The sequence below is a fragment of the Methanotorris formicicus Mc-S-70 genome (assembly GCF_000243455.1).
GTDB lineage: Archaea > AGJL01 > Methanococci > Methanococcales > Methanococcaceae > Methanotorris > Methanotorris formicicus.
In genome coordinates this window covers 1-18,958 of sequence record NZ_AGJL01000038.1, presented here as the reverse complement: position 1 = coordinate 18,958, position 18,958 = coordinate 1, and the positions used below count along the sequence as shown (strand labels likewise).

General features: G+C 32.6%; 24 protein-coding genes. 7 read left to right on the top strand and 17 right to left on the bottom strand.

Annotated elements, in window-relative coordinates; translation table 11 throughout:
* Positions 1–112 precede the first annotated feature (112 nt).
* Genes METFODRAFT_RS06990 through METFODRAFT_RS06985 form a run of 3 tightly spaced genes read left to right on the top strand, consistent with a single transcriptional unit; the run spans position 113 to position 2,169 of the window.
* Positions 113–1,186, top strand: coding sequence for an ATP-binding protein (locus tag METFODRAFT_RS06990; protein WP_007044871.1), 1,074 nt, complete (start codon positions 113–115; stop codon positions 1,184–1,186).
* Complete coding sequence (locus tag METFODRAFT_RS10900) at positions 1,187–1,339, top strand: hypothetical protein (RefSeq protein WP_007044870.1); 153 nt, start codon at positions 1,187–1,189, stop codon at positions 1,337–1,339.
* 35 nt (positions 1,340–1,374) lie between these two features.
* On the top strand, positions 1,375–2,169 hold the full coding sequence (locus tag METFODRAFT_RS06985) for a vWA domain-containing protein (RefSeq protein WP_007044869.1): 795 nt from the start codon (positions 1,375–1,377) through the stop codon (positions 2,167–2,169).
* A 66-nt stretch (positions 2,170–2,235) separates the two neighbouring features.
* Here METFODRAFT_RS06985 and METFODRAFT_RS06980 read toward each other — a convergent pair whose 3' ends face one another.
* The 5 genes from METFODRAFT_RS06980 to yhbY form a co-directional block, all read right to left on the bottom strand.
* Positions 2,236–2,391, bottom strand: coding sequence for a 50S ribosomal protein L39e (locus METFODRAFT_RS06980; RefSeq protein ID WP_007044868.1), 156 nt, complete (start codon positions 2,389–2,391; stop codon positions 2,236–2,238).
* Between the two features lie 15 nt (positions 2,392–2,406).
* Entirely contained in the window at positions 2,407–3,000 is a 594-nt protein-coding gene (locus tag METFODRAFT_RS06975) for a DUF7411 family protein (RefSeq protein ID WP_048115726.1), read from the bottom strand.
* 4 nt (positions 3,001–3,004) lie between these two features.
* The gene (locus METFODRAFT_RS06970) at positions 3,005–3,346 is read right to left on the bottom strand and encodes a DNA-binding protein (protein ID WP_007044866.1); all 342 of its coding nucleotides are present in this window, start codon (positions 3,344–3,346) and stop codon (positions 3,005–3,007) included.
* Between the two features lie 115 nt (positions 3,347–3,461).
* Positions 3,462–3,908, bottom strand: coding sequence for a 30S ribosomal protein S19e (locus METFODRAFT_RS06965; RefSeq protein WP_007044865.1), 447 nt, complete (start codon positions 3,906–3,908; stop codon positions 3,462–3,464).
* Positions 3,909–4,185: 277 nt separating this feature from the next.
* A complete protein-coding gene (gene yhbY / locus METFODRAFT_RS06960; RefSeq protein WP_173361567.1) occupies positions 4,186–4,581 on the bottom strand; it encodes a ribosome assembly RNA-binding protein YhbY in 396 nt (131 codons plus the stop codon).
* A gap of 342 nt (positions 4,582–4,923) precedes the next feature.
* Between yhbY and METFODRAFT_RS06955 the strand changes: the two genes are divergently transcribed.
* The 4 genes from METFODRAFT_RS06955 to hypA all read left to right on the top strand — a co-directional run bounded on the left by METFODRAFT_RS06955 (position 4,924) and on the right by hypA (position 6,965).
* Positions 4,924–5,688, top strand: a complete 765-nt coding sequence (locus tag METFODRAFT_RS06955; RefSeq protein ID WP_007044863.1) for a dihydromethanopterin reductase (acceptor) — start codon at positions 4,924–4,926, stop codon at positions 5,686–5,688.
* 61 nt (positions 5,689–5,749) lie between these two features.
* On the top strand, positions 5,750–6,025 hold the full coding sequence (albA, locus tag METFODRAFT_RS06950; RefSeq protein WP_007044862.1) for a DNA-binding protein Alba: 276 nt from the start codon (positions 5,750–5,752) through the stop codon (positions 6,023–6,025).
* 99 nt (positions 6,026–6,124) lie between these two features.
* A complete protein-coding gene (locus METFODRAFT_RS06945) occupies positions 6,125–6,574 on the top strand; it encodes an RNA-binding domain-containing protein (RefSeq protein ID WP_007044861.1) in 450 nt (149 codons plus the stop codon).
* Between the two features lie 16 nt (positions 6,575–6,590).
* Complete coding sequence (hypA, locus tag METFODRAFT_RS06940; RefSeq protein ID WP_007044860.1) at positions 6,591–6,965, top strand: hydrogenase maturation nickel metallochaperone HypA; 375 nt, start codon at positions 6,591–6,593, stop codon at positions 6,963–6,965.
* Here the strand turns inward: hypA and METFODRAFT_RS06935 are convergent.
* The 12 genes from METFODRAFT_RS06935 to nifH form a co-directional block, all read right to left on the bottom strand.
* Positions 6,962–7,699 carry an RlmE family RNA methyltransferase gene (locus METFODRAFT_RS06935; protein ID WP_048115724.1) on the bottom strand — a complete coding sequence of 246 codons (738 nt, stop codon included), beginning with the start codon at positions 7,697–7,699 and terminating at the stop codon, positions 6,962–6,964. The genes hypA and METFODRAFT_RS06935 overlap by 4 nt on opposite strands.
* A gap of 140 nt (positions 7,700–7,839) precedes the next feature.
* On the bottom strand, positions 7,840–9,153 hold the full coding sequence (locus tag METFODRAFT_RS06930; RefSeq protein ID WP_007044858.1) for a methyl-coenzyme M reductase glutamine C-methyltransferase: 1,314 nt from the start codon (positions 9,151–9,153) through the stop codon (positions 7,840–7,842).
* Positions 9,153–12,191 (bottom strand): hypothetical protein, encoded by a 3,039-nt coding sequence (locus METFODRAFT_RS06925; protein ID WP_007044857.1) that lies wholly within the window; start codon positions 12,189–12,191, stop codon positions 9,153–9,155. The genes METFODRAFT_RS06930 and METFODRAFT_RS06925 overlap by 1 nt, the downstream gene beginning before the upstream one ends.
* A gap of 534 nt (positions 12,192–12,725) precedes the next feature.
* Entirely contained in the window at positions 12,726–12,977 is a 252-nt protein-coding gene (locus METFODRAFT_RS06920) for an ATP cone domain-containing protein (protein ID WP_007044856.1), read from the bottom strand.
* Position 12,978: 1 nt separating this feature from the next.
* On the bottom strand, positions 12,979–13,257 hold the full coding sequence (locus METFODRAFT_RS06915; protein ID WP_007044855.1) for a hypothetical protein: 279 nt from the start codon (positions 13,255–13,257) through the stop codon (positions 12,979–12,981).
* Between the two features lie 21 nt (positions 13,258–13,278).
* The gene (locus tag METFODRAFT_RS06910) at positions 13,279–13,587 is read right to left on the bottom strand and encodes a hypothetical protein (protein ID WP_007044854.1); all 309 of its coding nucleotides are present in this window, start codon (positions 13,585–13,587) and stop codon (positions 13,279–13,281) included.
* An 88-nt stretch (positions 13,588–13,675) separates the two neighbouring features.
* Entirely contained in the window at positions 13,676–13,843 is a 168-nt protein-coding gene (locus tag METFODRAFT_RS10895; RefSeq protein ID WP_007044853.1) for a hypothetical protein, read from the bottom strand.
* A 40-nt stretch (positions 13,844–13,883) separates the two neighbouring features.
* Complete coding sequence (locus METFODRAFT_RS06905; RefSeq protein WP_007044852.1) at positions 13,884–15,272, bottom strand: nitrogenase component 1; 1,389 nt, start codon at positions 15,270–15,272, stop codon at positions 13,884–13,886.
* A 162-nt stretch (positions 15,273–15,434) separates the two neighbouring features.
* Positions 15,435–16,865, bottom strand: coding sequence for a nitrogenase component I subunit alpha (locus tag METFODRAFT_RS06900; RefSeq protein ID WP_007044851.1), 1,431 nt, complete (start codon positions 16,863–16,865; stop codon positions 15,435–15,437).
* 22 nt (positions 16,866–16,887) lie between these two features.
* Entirely contained in the window at positions 16,888–17,277 is a 390-nt protein-coding gene (locus METFODRAFT_RS06895) for a P-II family nitrogen regulator (protein WP_007044850.1), read from the bottom strand.
* A 14-nt stretch (positions 17,278–17,291) separates the two neighbouring features.
* Positions 17,292–17,609 carry a P-II family nitrogen regulator gene (locus tag METFODRAFT_RS06890; RefSeq protein WP_007044849.1) on the bottom strand — a complete coding sequence of 106 codons (318 nt, stop codon included), beginning with the start codon at positions 17,607–17,609 and terminating at the stop codon, positions 17,292–17,294.
* Positions 17,610–17,676: 67 nt separating this feature from the next.
* Positions 17,677–18,531 (bottom strand): nitrogenase iron protein, encoded by an 855-nt coding sequence (gene nifH, locus METFODRAFT_RS06885; RefSeq protein WP_007044848.1) that lies wholly within the window; start codon positions 18,529–18,531, stop codon positions 17,677–17,679.
* Positions 18,532–18,958: the final 427 nt, after the last annotated feature.

The following is an 18,958-nucleotide window of genomic DNA, read 5'->3' as shown; positions in this document are numbered from 1 at the left end:
TATTTAAATTTGTGATGGGAATTACGGTCATAATAATTCTACATTTGTATGAAAAGTTATTTTTATATGGAATTAAAATAAATTTGTGTAAAAATAAAATTTGGTGAAAAAGATGAAGTATCCATTTACCGCAATTGTTGGTCAGGAGAAGATGAAGAAGGCATTAATCCTAAATGCTATAAACCCAAAAATTGGAGGGGTTTTAATAAGAGGAGAGAAGGGAACTGCAAAATCTACAACAGTAAGGGCTTTGGCTGATTTGTTGCCAGAGATTGAGGTTGTTGAAGGATGTCCATTCAACTGCAATCCTAATGGGGATTTGTGCGATATTTGTAGAGAAAAAAAGGAAAGAGAAGAATTAAAAACAATTAAGAAAAAGATGAAGGTCGTTAACCTTCCAATTGGTGCAACGGAGGATAGGGTTATTGGAACCCTTGATATTGAGAAGGCAATTAAAGAGGGGATTAAAGCCCTCGACCCTGGAATTTTAGCAGAGGCAAATAGAAACATCTTGTATATTGATGAGGTTAACCTTTTAGATGACCATATTGTTGATATCCTCTTAGATGCTGCTGCAATGGGATGGAATATTATTGAGAGAGAAGGGATAAAGATAAAACATCCCTCACGATTTATCTTAGTTGGAACTATGAACCCTGAAGAAGGGGAGTTGAGACCTCAAATCCTTGATAGGTTTGGATTGATGGTGGATGTTGAGGGATTGAATGATATAAAGATGAGAGTTGAGGTAATAAAGAGGGTTGAGGAGTTCAACGAAAATCCAGAAGAATTTTATAAGAAATATGAAGAAGAGCAATTAAAGTTGAGGGAAAAGATAGAAAAAGCGAGAGAACTATTAAATAATGTAAAAATAAGTGATGATTTATTGGAGTTGATATCAAAAATCTGCATTGAGTTAGGCATTCCAACAAACAGGGCAGATATAACCGTTGCAAGGACTGCAAAAACCATCGCTGCATTTAATGGAAGGGATTATGTAACCGTTGATGATGTAAAAGAGGCATGTGAACTTGCCCTTCCACATAGGATGAGGAGAAAGCCATTTGAACCACCGCAATTAAACAATGAGAAGATTGAGCAGATATTTAATGAGTTTGAGGAGAACAAAGAAAAAAATGAAGATGAAAAAAATAATGAAGAAAATGACGATGTAAAAAAAAACTAAATGAAAACAACAATAAAGATGAAAATAACAACGAAAATAGAGATTCTGAAAACCATGAAAATAAAGATAATAGAGATAATGGAGAACATGATAACAATGGCAATGAAAGTAACAATGAAAATAACAACGTTGGAGAGGAAGTATTTGGCATAAATGGAGGAGCAAACCCAAAAATACTCAACATAAAGTTGAGGGATAACATTTTCAGATACAGTAGTGGAAGGCACATAAAGAGTATAAGTAAAAAAGGGAGGTACATAAAATACAAAATTCCACATGGAAGAACAACAGATATTGCCTTCGATGCAACATTTAGAGTTAGTGCAATGTATCAAAAAGAGAGAAGAGAGAAATTTAAGGACAAAAATTTGGCATTGTACTTAGAAAAAGATGATTTAAGGGAGAAGGTTAGGGAGAGAAAAATATCCTCCCACTTACTGTTTGTTGTTGATGCAAGTGGCTCTATGGGAGCAATGAGAAGGATGGAATCTGCAAAAGGAGCAGTTTTATCTCTATTAATGGATGCATATCAAAAAAGAAACAAGGTTGGGATGATTGCATTTAGAAAGGATAAGGCAGAACTTGTTCTTCCATTTACATCTTCTGTTGAACTTGGTGAAAAATTGCTCAAAGAACTCCCAACTGGAGGGAAAACTCCACTCTCAAAGGCATTTTTAAAGGCGTATGAGGTTTTTAAAAATGAAATAAGGAAGAATCCAAATATAATACCAATTATTATATTCATAAGCGACTTTAAGCCAAATGTAGCTATTAAAAAGGATTATATAAAAGAGGTTTTTGATATATGTGATAAAATTGCAGAAGAAGAGATAAACGTTATTCTAATAGATACAGAGCCAAAATCATTCATAAAAATAGGCATTGGTGATAAAATCGCTAGGAGATATGGTTTTAGGTATTACAAGATAGACGACATCAATGTAGATGGGATTTTGGATATCGTGAATCCGTTAATAAATTAAAATCCCATTATGCATTTATTTAAATCTATAAATATAAAATATATAAAAATAAAAAAAGTTTTAGATTTATGCCTTCAATTTGCTTCTTCTCCAGTATCTCATTTTTGGGTGTGCTCTAACTTTTCCTCTTGTTTTGACAATTACAAACAATGGAACTCTTCTGTTTTGTTTCATTGCCTTTGCCAATCTCAACTTTTTACCCAATGGTTTGTTGCTTGCCATTTCTCTCACCTCATTTTATATTTCTTTTTTTAATCCAATAACTCTTGATTGTTTATGTTTTGGGAAGTATTTGAGTGGATCCTCTCCATTCAATCTCATAAGTTCCCTAATTTCAGTTTCATAATCAGATTTTAATAACTCTTCACTCTCCTTTTCAGAGATTATGAAATATTCATCAACCAATTTTCTTATGGTTCTATGTCCAAATCCCATTAATGGAGTTAGATATTCAATGCCCTTTCTCATTTCAAGGCTTTGAACTTCTGAATAACTTAACTTAGGAACCTTATCGTCTCTTCTTGTTCCATCTGCGAGAATCTTGTATTTATCAGAGAGGATCTCTAAGACCTCTTTATGGATAAACTGGATACCATTTGATGGATAACCATCTTTTAATATGATCTCAACAGATTTTTCAAGTATCGCCCTATCGAGGATCACAACCTCATGTGATAAACCCAATATTTTAGCAGTTTCTTGGGCGTATTTGTATGAATCAAGGATGCCAAAATTTACAGTTAATAACTTAACATCATAACCTAACTTTTTTAATATAATTGCAGATAGTGAACTATCCTTCCCACCACTAAATAATACATATGCCTTCATAGCATCACTTTCTAACGATCTTAAATTCTTTCTTCTTTTTTGTTGCTTCATGTATTTTATCGAGTAGGAGTTTCAACTGTTCATCAGTGACTGGGATGGGTAATCTGCCCATTTGAGCAAGTTGTATTAATTGCAACTCCACTTGCTCAGCAAATTCTGGCTTCGCCATCCTTATTCTTGCAAGTCTTGATCTTGCCTCTTCAGTTAAAATTTGCCTTAAAATTTTTTGTTTTTGAAGTTGATATTGCATTTGTTGTTGTTCTTGCAACTGTTGGAGTTTTTCCTGCTCTTCAAGTTTTTTCTGCATCTCCAACAGTTTGCGTTTTTTTATTTCATCTAAGTCCATATAAAATCCCCTTTTGTTGCTGAATATAGTATCTATAAAGTAGTTTATAATATTTTTGACTTAAATGTTGCAAGGTCGTTTTTACAACCACACAATCAAAAAAGTTAGGAATAAATTAGTATTTAGCCAACTCTGGGATTTCGTTGACAATTTCATCTCTAACATCTTTTGCAGTATTATCTAATAATGATTGTCCTTTTGGTGTTACAACCCTTCCCTCTTTTGTTCTTTCAACTAACCCCAATCTCTCCAATTCTTGGAGTGCAGTTCTTATGATGTTTCCACTACCTTTTACAAAGTGTTCTGGAGAATGGCCCCTGTTCTTTCTTCCACCATAGGCAGTTCTCAACCTCTCAACACCAACAGGACCATTAACATAAATCTTTCTTAAAATTGATGCACATCTTATATACCACCAATCTGCATTTTCAGGTCTTCTCTCTTTGTGAGCACCTGTCTTAACAAATGGAGTCCAGGAAGGTTCTTTTAAGCCCATTTCTTTTAATTTCTTTGCTGTTTTCTCTATCAACAATGCCGGTGGGACGTCATATACTGTTACCATACTAACACCTCACTTGATTTTTCGTTTTTACAGAAATAACAAAACCAATTGCCTGTTATGAATATTCCCTATGTGTATCTTAAAATTGCATTAATGATTTATAAACTTATCCAAAAAAGAACATTGAATCCTCGCCGGGCAATCTCAATATTAATTCTACAATCATGTATATATATATTACGCTTAACCGTAGTCGTTCTTTAGGACGTTTAACAACAATCCAACTTTAAATTTGAAGTTATTAAATTGTATTTATTGGCTACACTTAACTGAAATTTTATGATTTTCCTTTCCTGAGTCTTTCAAATTCTGTAATATATTTTTCTTCTTTTTCTTTCTCCTTTTTCACCTTTTTTGAAGAATAACTCTTCCAACCTTCCCTTGGTCTGAACAGTGTTATTACATGTCCAACTATACTTACTATCTCTGAATCTGTCTCTTTTGCCAATTTTTCAGCAATCTCTTTTTTATCTACATGAATCAGTACTGTTTTTCTTATTTTAACCTTTATAAGCCCCCTATCCTTTAACTGTCTCTTAACTTCCTCAATAACTTTATCTACACCCTCCTTTCCAATCCAAACCACGGGCTTTATTTCATGAGATTTAGCCCTTAGCATTTTTTTTGCCTTTGATGTTAATCTCTTTGATAATTGATTCTCATTATTCTCCATAATATCACCCATAAAATCAACTTAATACTACAAAAAATGAATCGATGAAAAATAAATATATTTTATCTACCATATTACCAACAACCTATATATATTAATTGGGATCCTCATGTTCAAGTTTGTTGTCTGCGTTAGATGTTGGAAAAATGCCAATAAATTTAATGATGATACAACCTATTTTAAAATTTAAGACAATACAACAATTTAAGAATTAGCATAATATTAATAAAATTCGCAAAGCAACTATAGATTTTCTATTGGTCAAATATAATTAAAATGTTATTTAACTTACTCCAAGTTTTAAATCGGATGTTTTTAAGATAGTGATAAATTGGTGGAGTTATGAAGGTGGTTTGGTGTATAACAGGAGCAGGGCATTTATTGAGGGAGAGTTTTGATGTTATGAAGAAATTAAAGGAACATGGTGTAAAAATAACAACATTAGTTTCAAGGGCTGGAGAAGAAGTTGTTAAGATGTATGGGTTGATGGAGGAGTTGTATAGCATATCAAACAACACCTACTATGAGGAGTTGATTTTTGAGAGAGAGCATCCATACTCAGCACCGATTACTGGGAGGTTGTCACTTGGAAAATACGACTACCTAATATCAACACCAACAACTGGAAACACTGTGGCAAAGGTTGTGAATGGAATAGCAGATACTTTAGTAACAAATGCCATTGCTCAGGCAGGAAAGGGGTTTGTTAAATGTATAATAGTCCCAGTAGATTATGTGGAGGGTGTTGTAACAACAAGGTTGCCATTTTCAATAAATAGGGAAAAATGCACACTTTGCAAGGCATGCATGGAAGTTTGTGAGAATGATGCGATAGTTGAGAATTTTGATGAAACTTTTTCTAAAAGTTTCATGGAGATAATCTTATCCAAATGTATTGGATGTGGGAAATGTAAGGAGATTTGCCAATACGATGCAATAATAGAGGGGAAGGAAATAAAAATGAGGGTTAGAAAGGTTGATGCTAAAAACACAAAAAAATTAAATGACCTTGAAGATACCGTAGTGTTGAAAAATCCATACGAAATTATGGATATTTTACTAAAAAGACAAAAGAATTATAAATTAACAAATTTCAAACGACATTAAAAATCCAAAAGTATATATATCCCATCCTCATATTGAATTATAGTTAAAGGGAGGGATGCAGATGAGTGACAACAACGCAGTATACATAGGAAACAAGAGTATAATGAACTACGTCCTTGCAGTAATCACACAGTTTAATACACAAGGAGTTAAAGAAGTCAAAATAAAAGCGAGAGGGAAGGCAATTAGCAGGGCAGTTGATGTTACAGAGATGGTTAGGAATAGGTTTTTACCAGATGTTAAAGTTAAGGAAATCAACATTGGAACAGACAAGATTAAAAATGAAGATGGTAAAGTTGTCAACGTCTCAACAATAGAAATCGTCTTAGCAAAATAAATAAGATGTCAATTTTGAGTTATTTTTAAAATTATATATTATTTTGGCTATTTTCGTGGTTTTTTTGAAATTTTTATAATAAAAGTTTGGGGGATTTTTATGGTAAACCATATCATAATAACAGCAACTGCACATGCAACAGAGGATGAGGAGAAGGTTTTAGATGCAATAACTTATTTTTTACCAGATGTTGTTGGAGAGGATGATGTGGAGTTGGAAGTTATAGAGACAGATGGTTATTTTGGTAATCCAATAAATGTCTACAAAATGACTATAAACAAAAAAACAAATAGGGTTTTTAAGCATATTATAGATTTGCTAAAGGGTGACGAGAGAAATATAAACAAATTAAAAAAAGATGTTGATTTAAGGATAGAAAAGAACAAGTTGTATTTGAGGTTTGATAAGCAGAAGGCATATTTAGGGGAATGTAAGTTGATGGATGGGGATGATGTTGTAAGAATAGTTATAAACTTTAAAATCTACGCCTCAAAAAATAAGGAAGAAAAAGTTAAAGAAAGAGTACTTAAGGAATTAGGGATTGAATAAAAAATAAAGGGATACTATGCATGAACTCTCTTATGCAACATCTATACTCGATACCATATTAAATACTGTAAAAGAGCAAGAAAAAGATGGAAAAAAGGTAAAAAAGGTTTCTGAAATAAATTTAGAGGTTGGGAAATTAACATTCATAAACATTGAGCAGTTAAAATTTGCATTTGAAGTTATTGCAGAGGGAACTATCTGCGAAAATGCAAAGATAAACGTCAAGTTTATAAAACCTTTAGCAGTTTGTAGGGATTGTGGGTATGTGGGGGATATTAAGGCAGAGGATGAATTTGAAATTTATTGCCCAAAGTGTAATAGTATGAATTTGAAGTTTAAAGGAGGTAAGGAATTCAACATAAAAAATATTGTTGTGGAGTTTGAGGATTAATTTTTATTTGTCTTTAATTTTCTCATTTCTTTTATTTTTTTTGCTAATAGTTCTTCTGTTTCTATCTTTTCCTCAACTTTTTCTTCTTTAACTGGTTCTTCCTCTTCCCAAGGTTTTCCAGTGTATCCCTTTCCTACAACATAAACTTCAGCACTTTCTTTTCTTGATGCCCTTGGTTTGGTTGGATATACCTTTTCAAAATACTTCTCCACAAGAGATACATAATCCATAAACATATCTCCTTGGAATACTTTAACAGCAAAATTACCTCCTTCTTTTAGCAGTTTGGTTGCTATTTTTAGGGCAATTGTTGTTAACTCAATAGATCTTGCATGATCAACGTCCCAAACCCCACTTATGTTTGGAGAGGCATCACTTATAACAACAGTTGGTTTTGCAGGATAGAGAATTTCTCTTATTTTTTGTATTGTTTCTTCCTTTGTCATATCCCCTTTTATCGTTTTTACGTTATCGTATGGGAGTGGTTTAACGCTCTGCAAATCAACACCCACTACAAAACCCTTTTCTCCAACAATCTCCCTCGCAGCCTGTAGCCAACCTCCAGGAGCACATCCCAAATCTACAACAATATCCCCTTCTTTCATAAATCTAAATTTCTCATTTAATTGGAACAACTTAAATGTTGCTCTTGAACGATATTTTTGCTTTTTTGCTAAATTGTAATAAAAGTCCTTTTTTCTTTGTAAAACCCATCTTTTGTCTTTTCTTCCCATAATCATCACAAAATAGTTTTATATAATCATTATTTTTAACTTCATTTATTTTAAATATATTTAAATGATATATTTTTAAATAATCTAATGAAAAGTTTACACATAACGTTTGAATATATTTGAATGCATCCTGAGATACCTTATATAATATAATAATCCTTATACTTAAATATTAGTTCAGTTATCTTCCTTATATCTTTTCCTTGCGTTTTTGCCTCATTCAAATAAATTGCATAAAGTTGTTTTGTCATTAATTTTGGATTACTTTTCCACATCTCGGCATGAATAAGTAGATCAAAACACCTTGCCTCACTTTCTGTTAAATTTAAATGCCTATATTCCCCATTATGCTTCATAAATGTTGGATTTTTTTCTTTTGGGGTTTTTAAAACCAAACTGCAAAGTTCAGTTGTTGGTATTGGCTCTGCAATGGAGACAAAGATATCATCCAATTCAGCATCGACAATAAAGTCCTTTGTTAATAAATAATCCATCTCTGTCTCTGTTGGATAACCAACAATAAAACTTCCACCAACTTTAATATCACAATCCTTTGCCAATTTTATCGCATCCATAATCTTTTTTGTGTTTACTCCTTTTTTCATATCCCTTAATATATCATCACTCCCGCTCTCAATCCCATAAAACACCCATCCAATGGTGTAGTTTTTTATTGCCTCTAAAATATCCTCATCAACATAATCTACCCTCATATCTGGGACTGAGAGGTTATCTTTCCCAATAACTGAGGAAATTTTTTCCAATAACTCATAAAACTTATCCCTATTTATTGATTTTTTGAAATTGTATAAACTTCCCGTTCCTCCACTAATTGCAATCCTCTTAACCCCTCTTTTTTTAAACTTCTTAACTTCCTCAACAACCAAATCAACATCTCTACTTCTAATCTCTTTCCCAAAAAACTTAGGAACTTGGCAAAATGTGCAATTTCCCAAGCATCCCCTATGTGTTTCAATATAAACGTTCGCTCCCCTAATATTCTGGTTTGCGATATCCTTTGGAATTAGGGGCATTGGATGATTCAAATCTGGCCTTTCTTTTGGATAATTTATTATTATTTCATCACCATCTTTGTATGCTAATCCCCCTTTGTCCCCCTCAATAATGTTTGGAGTAGTTAATTCCCCCTCCCCAACAATAACGCCATCAACATTGAGTTCATTTAAAATTATCTCTGGATAAGTGGAAACACATCCAGCAACATAAACTTTTGTTTTTTTCTTGCGATTCTTTATGAAGTTAACAATATTCTTTATATTTTCATCAATTATCTGTAGAGTTGAATATAAACTTAAAATAACAACATCTGATTTTAAGAATAATGCATTGTTTGGTTTTCTTATTAAATGGACATTATGCTTTTCATTTAAAATCCCGCCAACAACCATTGCGCCATAGGTATAAACATTTGGAGAATATATCGTTATTTTCATCAACTTTCACCCGAATTTTCCCCATCGTCTGATTTTGCGTTCTTATATTTGTCTAAAATATTTTTAATAATATCTCTCGTGTATTCATCAGAAGTTTCTATTCCCTCCAACATTTTTATAACTTCATCAAAATGCTTTTTTGAAATCGGCAAATCCCTCAACGCCCTAAGTAAACGCAGTCTAAAATCTTCATCAGAGTATTTATAGTTTTTCAATATATTCATAACCACATCATCAACCTCATTTTCAGCAATATCCATTGATGTTATTACCTTTAATGCCCTAGACTTAACATCCCACATCCTATGGTTTAAAAGTTTCGAGAGTTCTGGAAGGTATTGGGTTATTTTATCGCACTTATCTTCATCCAATGCATTTATAAACATATCCAATAATTCAAGTTTAATTCCTGAGTAAGGTTTTTTAAATATTGAGTCTATAAAATCTGCACACTTTATTTGGAGATCGGGATGGTTAACCAGTAACTTTCCAAACATGCCAGGATTTGAAACTATATATGCAACTATTAGCATCTCCATGTATTTTTTGAAGATTTTGCACGGAGTTTCATTTACCAACAAACATAGGTATTTAAAAATCTCGTCAGAGTATCTATTGAAAAATTCCAAAAGTTTCACATCCCTATCTACTATTGACTCTATAATGTGATCTATAATCACGATTTTTGGGATTAGTTTTTTACCTCTCCATGGAGATTTAATAAATCTTTTAAATTCTTCCAAATCTTGAGAATCAATAATCCTATTTAACTCCTCAATTAAGAATCTCTTTTCCTTCTTAATCTCATTCTTTTCTTTTAGTATAAGTAAACCCTCTTCCTCACCTACAGAATCAAATAATTCATCAATATATTTTAACAACTCCTTATCATCCTCATAAATTACCAATTCCTTTAAAGTCTCAAGGACGTTCTCATTTAATCTTATTCCAAACTTGTTGATTGTCAATAATTCCTTTACAATTTCCCTCTTTATAGGAACTAAATACCTCCCAACCCACTCGCATATACGCATGAAAAAATACTCAATACTCTCAGGATATTTGGACTTTATCGTATCGAGAATTTCTTTTGCTAAGTCATATTTATCATAAAGAAGTATTAACTCATACAATAAGAACGATGTAGATATAAAATATTTTCCCTTAACAAACTCGAGGATACGCTTTATAGTTTCTTCGTTGTTTTTCTTAATCTCCCTATTTAACCATACCTTTATTTTGGTGAATACTACATCTATAAACTCCGGTTTTTCCATTAATTTTTCCAAAATTCCCAATCTTCCAACATCATCTTTTTCAAAGTATTCTACAACATAATCCATTTCAGGAAAATTTTTTAATAAATATTTAGCAAGAAGTTTGATAACAGTGTTGCTACTTACCAAATAAGCCATGGTTATTGATGAGAGGAGATATTTTTTTAAGTCCTCATCATCAACAATTTTTGGATTGTATTTTATAACCTCCGCATAAAGTATTAGGTATTCCACTACAACCTCCGGACACCAATCGTAGATACCTTCAAAGATATTCAAACAATCATCCTTAGGTAAGTTAAATCCTTTATAACAAACCACCCTCAAAATCCAAGCCCCAACAGACCTAATTACCCAAACATTGTCTGAAAGGAAGAACCTATATTCTGCAATTCTATAGTATTCACTTATGTGATATGGATAAGTATAAAGAATATTTCCTAAAACTTTTCCAGCGATATATCTATTAAACCAATCTCTACTATTCAGTTTCAACTCCATATCTTCGAATATTTTTGAAGGAAATGCAGTTTTTAGTTCTTCTACATACCTCTCATTAAAGTTTGGATGAATATTTGGAGTTAGATAATCCTCAACATTCCTTCCCATAGTTAATAACAACTGGATTATTTTGTTATATAGAATTTGGTGTTCAGATGCGAATTTTACAACGTCATATTTATCAACAATATCTTTAATTCTCTCTAAAACTTTAGGGTCGTTGTAATTTGCATAGACAATTGTTAAGGATTCCAAAGTATAACCCTTTACAAGACTATTTCCTTCAATCAGAAATTTCTCCCCCATATCAAAAATTATTGATAGGTATTTATTTTTTAAATCTTTATCCAAATAGGTGTCTATGTTATCGTAAGTTATTATTTTTGAGAGTATTAGATAAGAGAGTATTTGTATAACTGCATATCTACTACATAACATATCCAAAATTTTATTTATAAATTCATCAAACTTCTTTTTATCAAATATCTCAAATAACATACCCACATTACGTTCTATCACACCCAATGACAATATTTCCAATACAATATCTCCATCATCCAAATATTTTAAAGATTCTTCAATCTCTTCCCTTCCTATATGTTCAAAATCGAAATAAATTTTTACTATTTGATGTACATCCTCCTCAGTCCTGAATCCATCAATATTTATTGGAATATATTTTAGAACCTTATGTAAAACTGTTGTAGTTTTATCATCATCCCTAAATTTTTCAATAATTAGGATTATAAACATTTGTATTATTCTAAGTTTGTTATTTGTTAGTAGGTGTAAAAGATGAGGTAATTTATCTTTTAGATATTTTGGATGGTGCCAAGAAATTGCAAATAACTTTATCAGTGCCAATATCTTTCTAAGACCATTTTTTGAATAAAGTTGGTAGGATAATTCAACAATAATTTCTTCTACCATATATTCCGGTATAGTCTCAATTAACGACTTCAGTGTGTTCTGTACCATTTTATTTTGAACAAATGTAAGGACATATACATGAGCAACTAATTTTTTAAATTCTGGAGAGTGGATTATCCCCAAATTCTCGCTTAAAATATTTTTAATTAAATTCATTGTTTTTATTTTTACCAACATATTGTCGTCGTAAAGTAATTCTGCTAAGTAACATATCATTTTTTTGAATTCTTTTTCATCTTTAATTTCACTAATTAAATCTATTAGTTTAAGTCTATCTGTATAATTTTTAGATGATATTAATCCTTTAGCATTTTTTGGCGTAATTTCCATACATATCACATAATATGATTTCTGCCCTAAGAAACTTTAAAAGTTAAGAACAATCTTTAAATTTTATAAGTTATCATTCTGATTGTAGAACAAGACCTTATACAGATGGTATTATTCGATTAAATTAATTAATCAAACTAAACTTAAGATAAATTTTCACAACATTAAAGAAAAACTATAGTATTAAAAACATAAAGAATTGATAAATATTGAAGTAATTTCCATATCGACGAAATTCTTCGGTTGTTATTCCTAATCTCAATTTATTCTATATTTTTTAGATTAAGTAAAATATAAACATTTGCGTTTGTAGTATTCACGTTATATATTAAAACATGAAAAAGTAATAATAATGAATATTAAATAAAAAGAAAAAGAGATTAAAAACACATAAAAAAGAAACCTCATCATTAAACATTATTACTTAATGAGTAATTGTTGATGAAATTGCTATGAAATAAGCGAAAAGAATAAAAACTGTAAAACTTTAAAACTTAAGACCCTTAAACTCAAATTAATTAAGCAAATAAAAATTTATGAATGATTTTGGACGTATTGTTTGGCAACTTCTCTATTTAATCTCCTCAATACTGTTGTAATCATCATTTTTAATTCCCTTGTTGTTATCTCGTCGTGTATTCTATTTTCTATCCTCTTTATAACTTCCTCAACCAACTCCCCATCTGCCCCTGCATTTCTTAAAGACTCTCTTACAACATCAAAATCAAACTTCTCCCTACTACCATCATTCTTTGTTATATACACCTTAGCCAATACTTCATCCATTTTATTCACCAAGATAGATTGCATGAGAATCAAATCTTAACCTAATTAATTTCTCTTTGATTGTTGAAATAACACCAAATAATTTAGATTTCAAATCTAAAGGTTCAAATTCATATTCAAAATTGTAGGAATTGTATATCATAACTCTGTCCCCAAATTTAACATCCTCGGTTATGGGAATAGGAATCTCTGATATATGCCCATTTATTTCTATTAATGGAATTTTACATCCATTTTTAAATACAAAACCTCTAAAGATTCCAATATCTCCTTGGCACATTATGATCACCTCATTTTTAATTTAAACCCAATCTATGCCATATTTTTTGTAGGTTTCTTTTATTGTTGCTATAATATCCTCTGGAACCCCGTAGTTTTTGAGTACCTCTAAGTCGGTTACCTCCTCTGGCTCCCCAAATCCTGGGTAATCTAACTTACCTCTAACGTACTTTGCAACCAAGAGAGGAATGTTCTTTACATTTACCGCTTCGACCATCAAATCATTTTCAGTTGGCTGTTTGGATTTTTTGATATAGAAAACTATACAGTGGAAATCTCCATCTTTCACCTCATTACCCCTACTATCGTACATCTTGTACTCTACCAACATCCTTCTCCCCTCCATATTTTGTTATTTGGAAGGAAGAAAGGACATGTTGTGTAAATGAAAACATTTTAATTTATATCTAAAATAATATTTAAATTTTACAATTTAATTTATAGTCCGATGCTCTTTTGGATAACATCCTACTTACCAATACTGCCAATGACAATCCAATAGCAGTTGCTAATGAAAGTGTAACAACATCAACAAATTGTAATGAAGGAGTTATTGCAACATTTTCCACGATTCCAAAACTACACATCTCTACCACCTTTCTATTAAAAAATAATATTAAGTGGAATTTATTGTTGTTTTTGATCCCATGGAACTTTTGTATCTAATATTGTATTGACTATATCATCAAAGAATCTTAAACTTCCCATGTATCCAACAATTGGCCATCTGAAATAGCCAACTCTATCGTAGATTGGGAAGCCCATTCTTACCAATCCAATACCCATATCTTCTGCTATCTTGACTCCTCCTCTTGGGTGTCCAATGAGTAAATCAACACCAACCTTTTTTACTGATTTTTCAAAGTCCCACAAGTCAGAGAATTGAACTTCAATATCTACGTTGTGTTCATTTGCTATTTCTTCCATTGATTTCTTGTATGTTGAGGATGGGGTTTGTGTATTTACAACGACTGGTTTCATTCCAATTTCACATGCAAATCTTGAAACTGCTATAACAAAGTCAGGATCTCCAAAGATACCAACCTTTTTATCCATTGTGTAGTGGATGGTATCTACGATAGCATCAACCAACTTACCCCTTTCATCCAATAACTTGTCTGGAATCTCTAACCCAGTAACCTTTGCTATATTTATTACGAAATCATCTGTATTTTTTATCCCTATTGGTAATCCATAGAATGCAGGAACTTTGAATTTTCTTTGTAAGTAAAGAGCCCCTGCTCCTCCAGCATGTTTACAGAGTGCAAATGTTGCCTTACCATTTGCGGCATCTACAAATTCTTCAACTTTTGTTCCACCTTTTGGATAGTATGGGACTTCTTTTATTCTTTCTCTCAATGGTTGATATAACGTTTCACTGATATCGAATAATATTGAATAATCTTCACCTTCTTTTAAACCAAACATATCCAATATTCTTTTTATTTCTAAGATATCTCCTGGGTTAACCCCGAATCCTGGGATGATGTTTATTTTGTGTGGTTCTTTCTCTTCATCCTTCTTTGCTAAGTATTCCATGTATGCCTTTGAAGCGTTATCATAACCTTTAACATGGCTGTATTGGTATGATGGACAGTGAACTGGAATTATTGGAAGTTGTGCCTTTTCCTCCCCAAATTCTTTTGCAATCTTTTTCCTTGCTGCCCTAATAAATGCCTCAACGTCATCCCCAATGGTTTCTGATGAACATGTTGTAACAACTGAAATTAAATCAGGATCGTATCTTGCAACTAAGTTTCTCAAACCTTCAACTAAGTTGTTCATACCACCATAAACTGCAGCATCTTCGTGGAATGAAGCAACTGCAATTGAAACTGGTTCTCTAAAGTGTCTGTTGAATGTATATCTAACATAAGTACAGCATCCTTGTGAACCTTGTACGAATGGAATTCCTCTATGCACTCCAAGGGTAGCCCACATTGCACCAATTGGCTGACAAGTTTTGTTAGGGTTTATTGTTCCTGCTCTTTGTTTTTCAACATAAGTAATTCCCATGATACCACCTAATTTCAAAAATTTTAATTTAAAAGATAAACTTATTCTTTCTTTTTAAATTCCTCAAATTTCTTTTCTCCTTGAAACCTTTAAAAAGGTTTCATCCAAATAATAGGGGATTTTGATTCTCCCAATCCTCTTTTGCAATAAGTTTGGAAATACTTACTCCTTCTTTTTAAATTCCTCAAATTTCTTTTCTCCTTCATATATTACATCCCAAATTGGATGGCATACTGCCTTATAAATATCTCTTGCAAAGTTAACAAATCCTTTAAAGCATGCGTAAGGTCCTTGCTCATAACTGTGGGAGTTAATTGTTGGAACCCCATATTTTCTGAATAAGTATCTCTCTTTTAGCCCAGTAAGCATAAAGTCAGGTTTGTATTTTTCAATTGCTTCCTCTAATTCAAGTTCATTTGGAGCATCAATGACAAGTGTCCCTTTAAGTCCTGCTTTTTTGAGATTTTTGTTTAATTTTTCATAATCATCCTCGTGAGCGAATGTACAGCATGCAACAACAACATCTATTCCTAACTCTTTCATTGCCCTTACCCAGTGCCATGTCCTTGGTCCTCCAACATAAACAAGGCATTTTTTTCCTTCTAATTTTGATTTATAAAAGTCTAACTCTGGCTTGATTTCCTCAAGTTCTTCTTTTATAACTTCTTCAACCTTCTCTTTTGGAATGTCCAATGCCTCTGCGGTTTTTCTTAATGCTTCTGCTGTTTGCTCAATTCCAAACAATGAAACCCAGACCTTTGGAATATTAAACCCATCCTCAATCATCTCTGCTATATAATTTGCAGACCTTTGGCAATGGACAACATTCAACTTAACATCCGGCAATTTAAATAAATCATCTAATGAAGCATTTCCAGTGAATACAACAGGAATTCTACATCCAATTTTTTCAAAGAGTTCTTTTATAACTGCAACATCCCAGTCCATGTTGTAGTCCCCAATGATTGCAATATCATAAGGTGTCTTTTCCTCTTCTTTTAAGCATTTTTCTGGAAACTTTTCTCTTGCCTTCTTCAACCACCTATAAAACTCTGTGTTGAATATGTGGTGTCCTTTTGATTGTGAACAGCCAGCATACCCTGGACTGTTACACGCAAACACTGGTTTACCAATTTTTTCTTCCACTTTTTTTGCTACTGCCTCAAGGTTATCCCCAATTAAAGCAGTAGGACATGTTGCATAGATAAATATTCCTTTTGCTTGTGGGAATTCAGATGCTGCCTCTAAACAGGCTTTTTCTAACTTCTTTTCTCCACCATAAACAACATCCGCCTCTTGCATATCTGTTGAGAAACAATATCTCCTATGCAATTCACAATCAGACAAATTTCTTCTTGTTCCCCATGTATAATATGCACATCCTATTGGTCCATGAATCATGTGAATAACATCTTTTACAGGCCCTCCAACGACCCCTCTTGCTCCAGCAAATGAACAACCTCTTTCGGTCATGTCTCCAGGAACTGTCTTAATATTACATGCTGGAATTATCTCTTCTTCCGGGTCGTAGACATAGGTGTGTTTCATTCTTTCTGGTATTGGTTTGTCGCAATCAAGTAATACAAATGGCATCATCTCACCTTAATCTTAAATTTTAGTTTCCAACTGCCACTTCTCCAGCTTCCCCTGTTCTAATTCTTACTGCATCATCAACTGGAAGGACGAATATCTTTCCATCACCATAGTTTCCTGTTCTATTAACTTTCGTTATAATCCCAACAACTAATGGGACATCAACATCTTCCACAACAATGGAGATCATCCTTTTTGGGATGTATTTGATCCTTCTTCCTTGTTTTTCTCCCTCTTCAATAACCTTTTGTATATCAACGCAACATTCTGGTAAATTCACGTCAATGTACCCTTTCTGCTTTCCTCTCCCAAAACACTCAATAACCGTCATTGCAGGAAAGCCAACCGCTTCCAATGCCTTTCCTGTCTTAGAGACCATTTTTGGTCTTATAATGGCTATAACCTCTTTCATTATACCACCAAAAATTACAGGCCTTTTTCTCCAGTTCTAATTGTATATGCTTCCTCTATTGTTTGAATGAATATTTTCCCGTCTCCAAAGTTACCGGTATAAGCGTTAGTTTTTATAATCTCAACAACTTCATCAACTTCATCATCGTTAACTCCAATAAGAATCATGGTTTTTGGTAATTCATCATAAAAGATTTCTCCAACCTTTAACCCCCCTTGCTTACCCCTACCAACAACATCAAGTTTTGTAAAAGAAGGATAACCTGCTTTTTCTAAAGCGTCAATCACATCATCAACTTTCTCAGGCCTGATAATTGCTTTTATTAATTTCATGAATTTCACCTCAGGTGTAATTTTAAAAGTTTTGAAGGATTGTACTAAAAAATAAACAAATATGGAATTATTTGTCATACAATCCGTATTTCTCAACCAATTTCTCCATTTCGTCCATTGTCATTGGGGTTGGTATAACCAATTCATCATTATCCATGATTTTTTTACCTAATTTCTTGTATTCTTGTGCCTGGTTGCTATCTGGAGCAAATTCAACAACAGTCATCTTGTTGAACTCTGCTTTTTGGACGATGTTGTCTCTTGGAACGAAGTGGATTAACTTTGTTCCTAATTTATCACAGAACTCTTCCATTAACTCCAATTCCCCATCAACTTTCCTTGAGTTACAGATGATTCCTCCCAATCTAACTCCAGATTGTTCTGCATACTTTAAGATACCTTTTGCAATGTTGTTTGCAGCGTAAAGAGCCATCATTTCTCCAGATGAGACAATGTAAATTTCTTTAGCAAGACCGTCCCTCAATGGCATTGCGAATCCACCACAGACGACGTCCCCAAGGACATCGAAGAATAAGAAATCTAAATCGTCTGGATATCCTCCGAGTTCTCTCATTAAGTTAACTGCTGTAATAACACCTCTTCCAGCACATCCAACTCCTGGCTCAGGACCTCCTGATTCAACACAGAGAATATCAGCAAATCCTACTTTTCTTACTTTTTCTAATGTAACTCCTTCTTCTCCTTCTTCTCTAAGGACATCCATAACAGTTTCTTGTGGTTTTCCGTGCAATATCATTCTTGTTGAGTCTGCTTTTGGGTCACACCCGTGGATCATACCTTTTAATTTGTAGTAGTATGCTAATGCAGCGGCGGTATTTTGTGTAGTTGTAGACTTACCTATACCTCCTTTTCCATAAATAGCGACTTTTTTTGCGTTTGGAGCAATTTCATCAAAACTCATAGTTTCACCTCACTATACGGAAACCTTATTCCGTGTTGACATCTGATAATATTACATTATAGTATATAAACTTTTCGGTAGTAGGAAACATATTTCCTGATATATGAAAGAAGTTTGTAATACAAAAAATAGATATACAGTATGAAATATTATTAAGAATATTATTTAATAGTATGCGTTGCTTTCTTTTTAACTGATAGTGTGATTTAACAATATTAACTTTAAAACCAAAAAATAGAAATAGGTAGTACTTAAATAACTCGTTAAAAAACGGTGCATCTCCTATGCTAGCAGCACTTAATAATATACTCACTAATTCTATAAATAGTTTAGGATTTAGCTGTTCGGAGGAGTTATCTAAGTTCGCACAGGTTAGAACACTAACGCCAATAAAAACTATCAAAGCATTTTCAGAGTATGTCTCGGG

Bases quoted from the DNA above. Each gene is read 5' to 3' on its own strand.
- METFODRAFT_RS06990 (WP_007044871.1), top strand. From the start codon at position 113: ATGAAGTATCCATTTACCGCAATTGTTGGTCAGGAGAAGATGAAGAAG.
- METFODRAFT_RS10900 (WP_007044870.1), top strand. From the start codon at position 1,187: ATGAAAACAACAATAAAGATGAAAATAACAACGAAAATAGAGATTCTG.
- METFODRAFT_RS06980 (WP_007044868.1), bottom strand. From the start codon at position 2,391: ATGGCAAGCAACAAACCATTGGGTAAAAAGTTGAGATTGGCAAAGGCA.
- METFODRAFT_RS06975 (WP_048115726.1), bottom strand. From the start codon at position 3,000: ATGAAGGCATATGTATTATTTAGTGGTGGGAAGGATAGTTCACTATCT.
- METFODRAFT_RS06970 (WP_007044866.1), bottom strand. From the start codon at position 3,346: ATGGACTTAGATGAAATAAAAAAACGCAAACTGTTGGAGATGCAGAAA.
- METFODRAFT_RS06965 (WP_007044865.1), bottom strand. From the start codon at position 3,908: ATGGTAACAGTATATGACGTCCCACCGGCATTGTTGATAGAGAAAACA.
- yhbY (WP_173361567.1), bottom strand. From the start codon at position 4,581: ATGGAGAATAATGAGAATCAATTATCAAAGAGATTAACATCAAAGGCA.
- METFODRAFT_RS06955 (WP_007044863.1), top strand. From the start codon at position 4,924: ATGAAGGTGGTTTGGTGTATAACAGGAGCAGGGCATTTATTGAGGGAG.
- albA (WP_007044862.1), top strand. From the start codon at position 5,750: ATGAGTGACAACAACGCAGTATACATAGGAAACAAGAGTATAATGAAC.
- METFODRAFT_RS06945 (WP_007044861.1), top strand. From the start codon at position 6,125: ATGGTAAACCATATCATAATAACAGCAACTGCACATGCAACAGAGGAT.
- hypA (WP_007044860.1), top strand. From the start codon at position 6,591: ATGCATGAACTCTCTTATGCAACATCTATACTCGATACCATATTAAAT.
- METFODRAFT_RS06935 (WP_048115724.1), bottom strand. From the start codon at position 7,699: ATGGGAAGAAAAGACAAAAGATGGGTTTTACAAAGAAAAAAGGACTTT.
- METFODRAFT_RS06930 (WP_007044858.1), bottom strand. From the start codon at position 9,153: ATGAAAATAACGATATATTCTCCAAATGTTTATACCTATGGCGCAATG.
- METFODRAFT_RS06925 (WP_007044857.1), bottom strand. From the start codon at position 12,191: ATGGAAATTACGCCAAAAAATGCTAAAGGATTAATATCATCTAAAAAT.
- METFODRAFT_RS06920 (WP_007044856.1), bottom strand. From the start codon at position 12,977: ATGGATGAAGTATTGGCTAAGGTGTATATAACAAAGAATGATGGTAGT.
- METFODRAFT_RS06915 (WP_007044855.1), bottom strand. From the start codon at position 13,257: ATGTGCCAAGGAGATATTGGAATCTTTAGAGGTTTTGTATTTAAAAAT.
- METFODRAFT_RS06910 (WP_007044854.1), bottom strand. From the start codon at position 13,587: ATGTTGGTAGAGTACAAGATGTACGATAGTAGGGGTAATGAGGTGAAA.
- METFODRAFT_RS10895 (WP_007044853.1), bottom strand. From the start codon at position 13,843: ATGTGTAGTTTTGGAATCGTGGAAAATGTTGCAATAACTCCTTCATTA.
- METFODRAFT_RS06905 (WP_007044852.1), bottom strand. From the start codon at position 15,272: ATGGGAATTACTTATGTTGAAAAACAAAGAGCAGGAACAATAAACCCT.
- METFODRAFT_RS06900 (WP_007044851.1), bottom strand. From the start codon at position 16,865: ATGCCATTTGTATTACTTGATTGCGACAAACCAATACCAGAAAGAATG.
- METFODRAFT_RS06895 (WP_007044850.1), bottom strand. From the start codon at position 17,277: ATGAAAGAGGTTATAGCCATTATAAGACCAAAAATGGTCTCTAAGACA.
- METFODRAFT_RS06890 (WP_007044849.1), bottom strand. From the start codon at position 17,609: ATGAAATTAATAAAAGCAATTATCAGGCCTGAGAAAGTTGATGATGTG.
- nifH (WP_007044848.1), bottom strand. From the start codon at position 18,531: ATGAGTTTTGATGAAATTGCTCCAAACGCAAAAAAAGTCGCTATTTAT.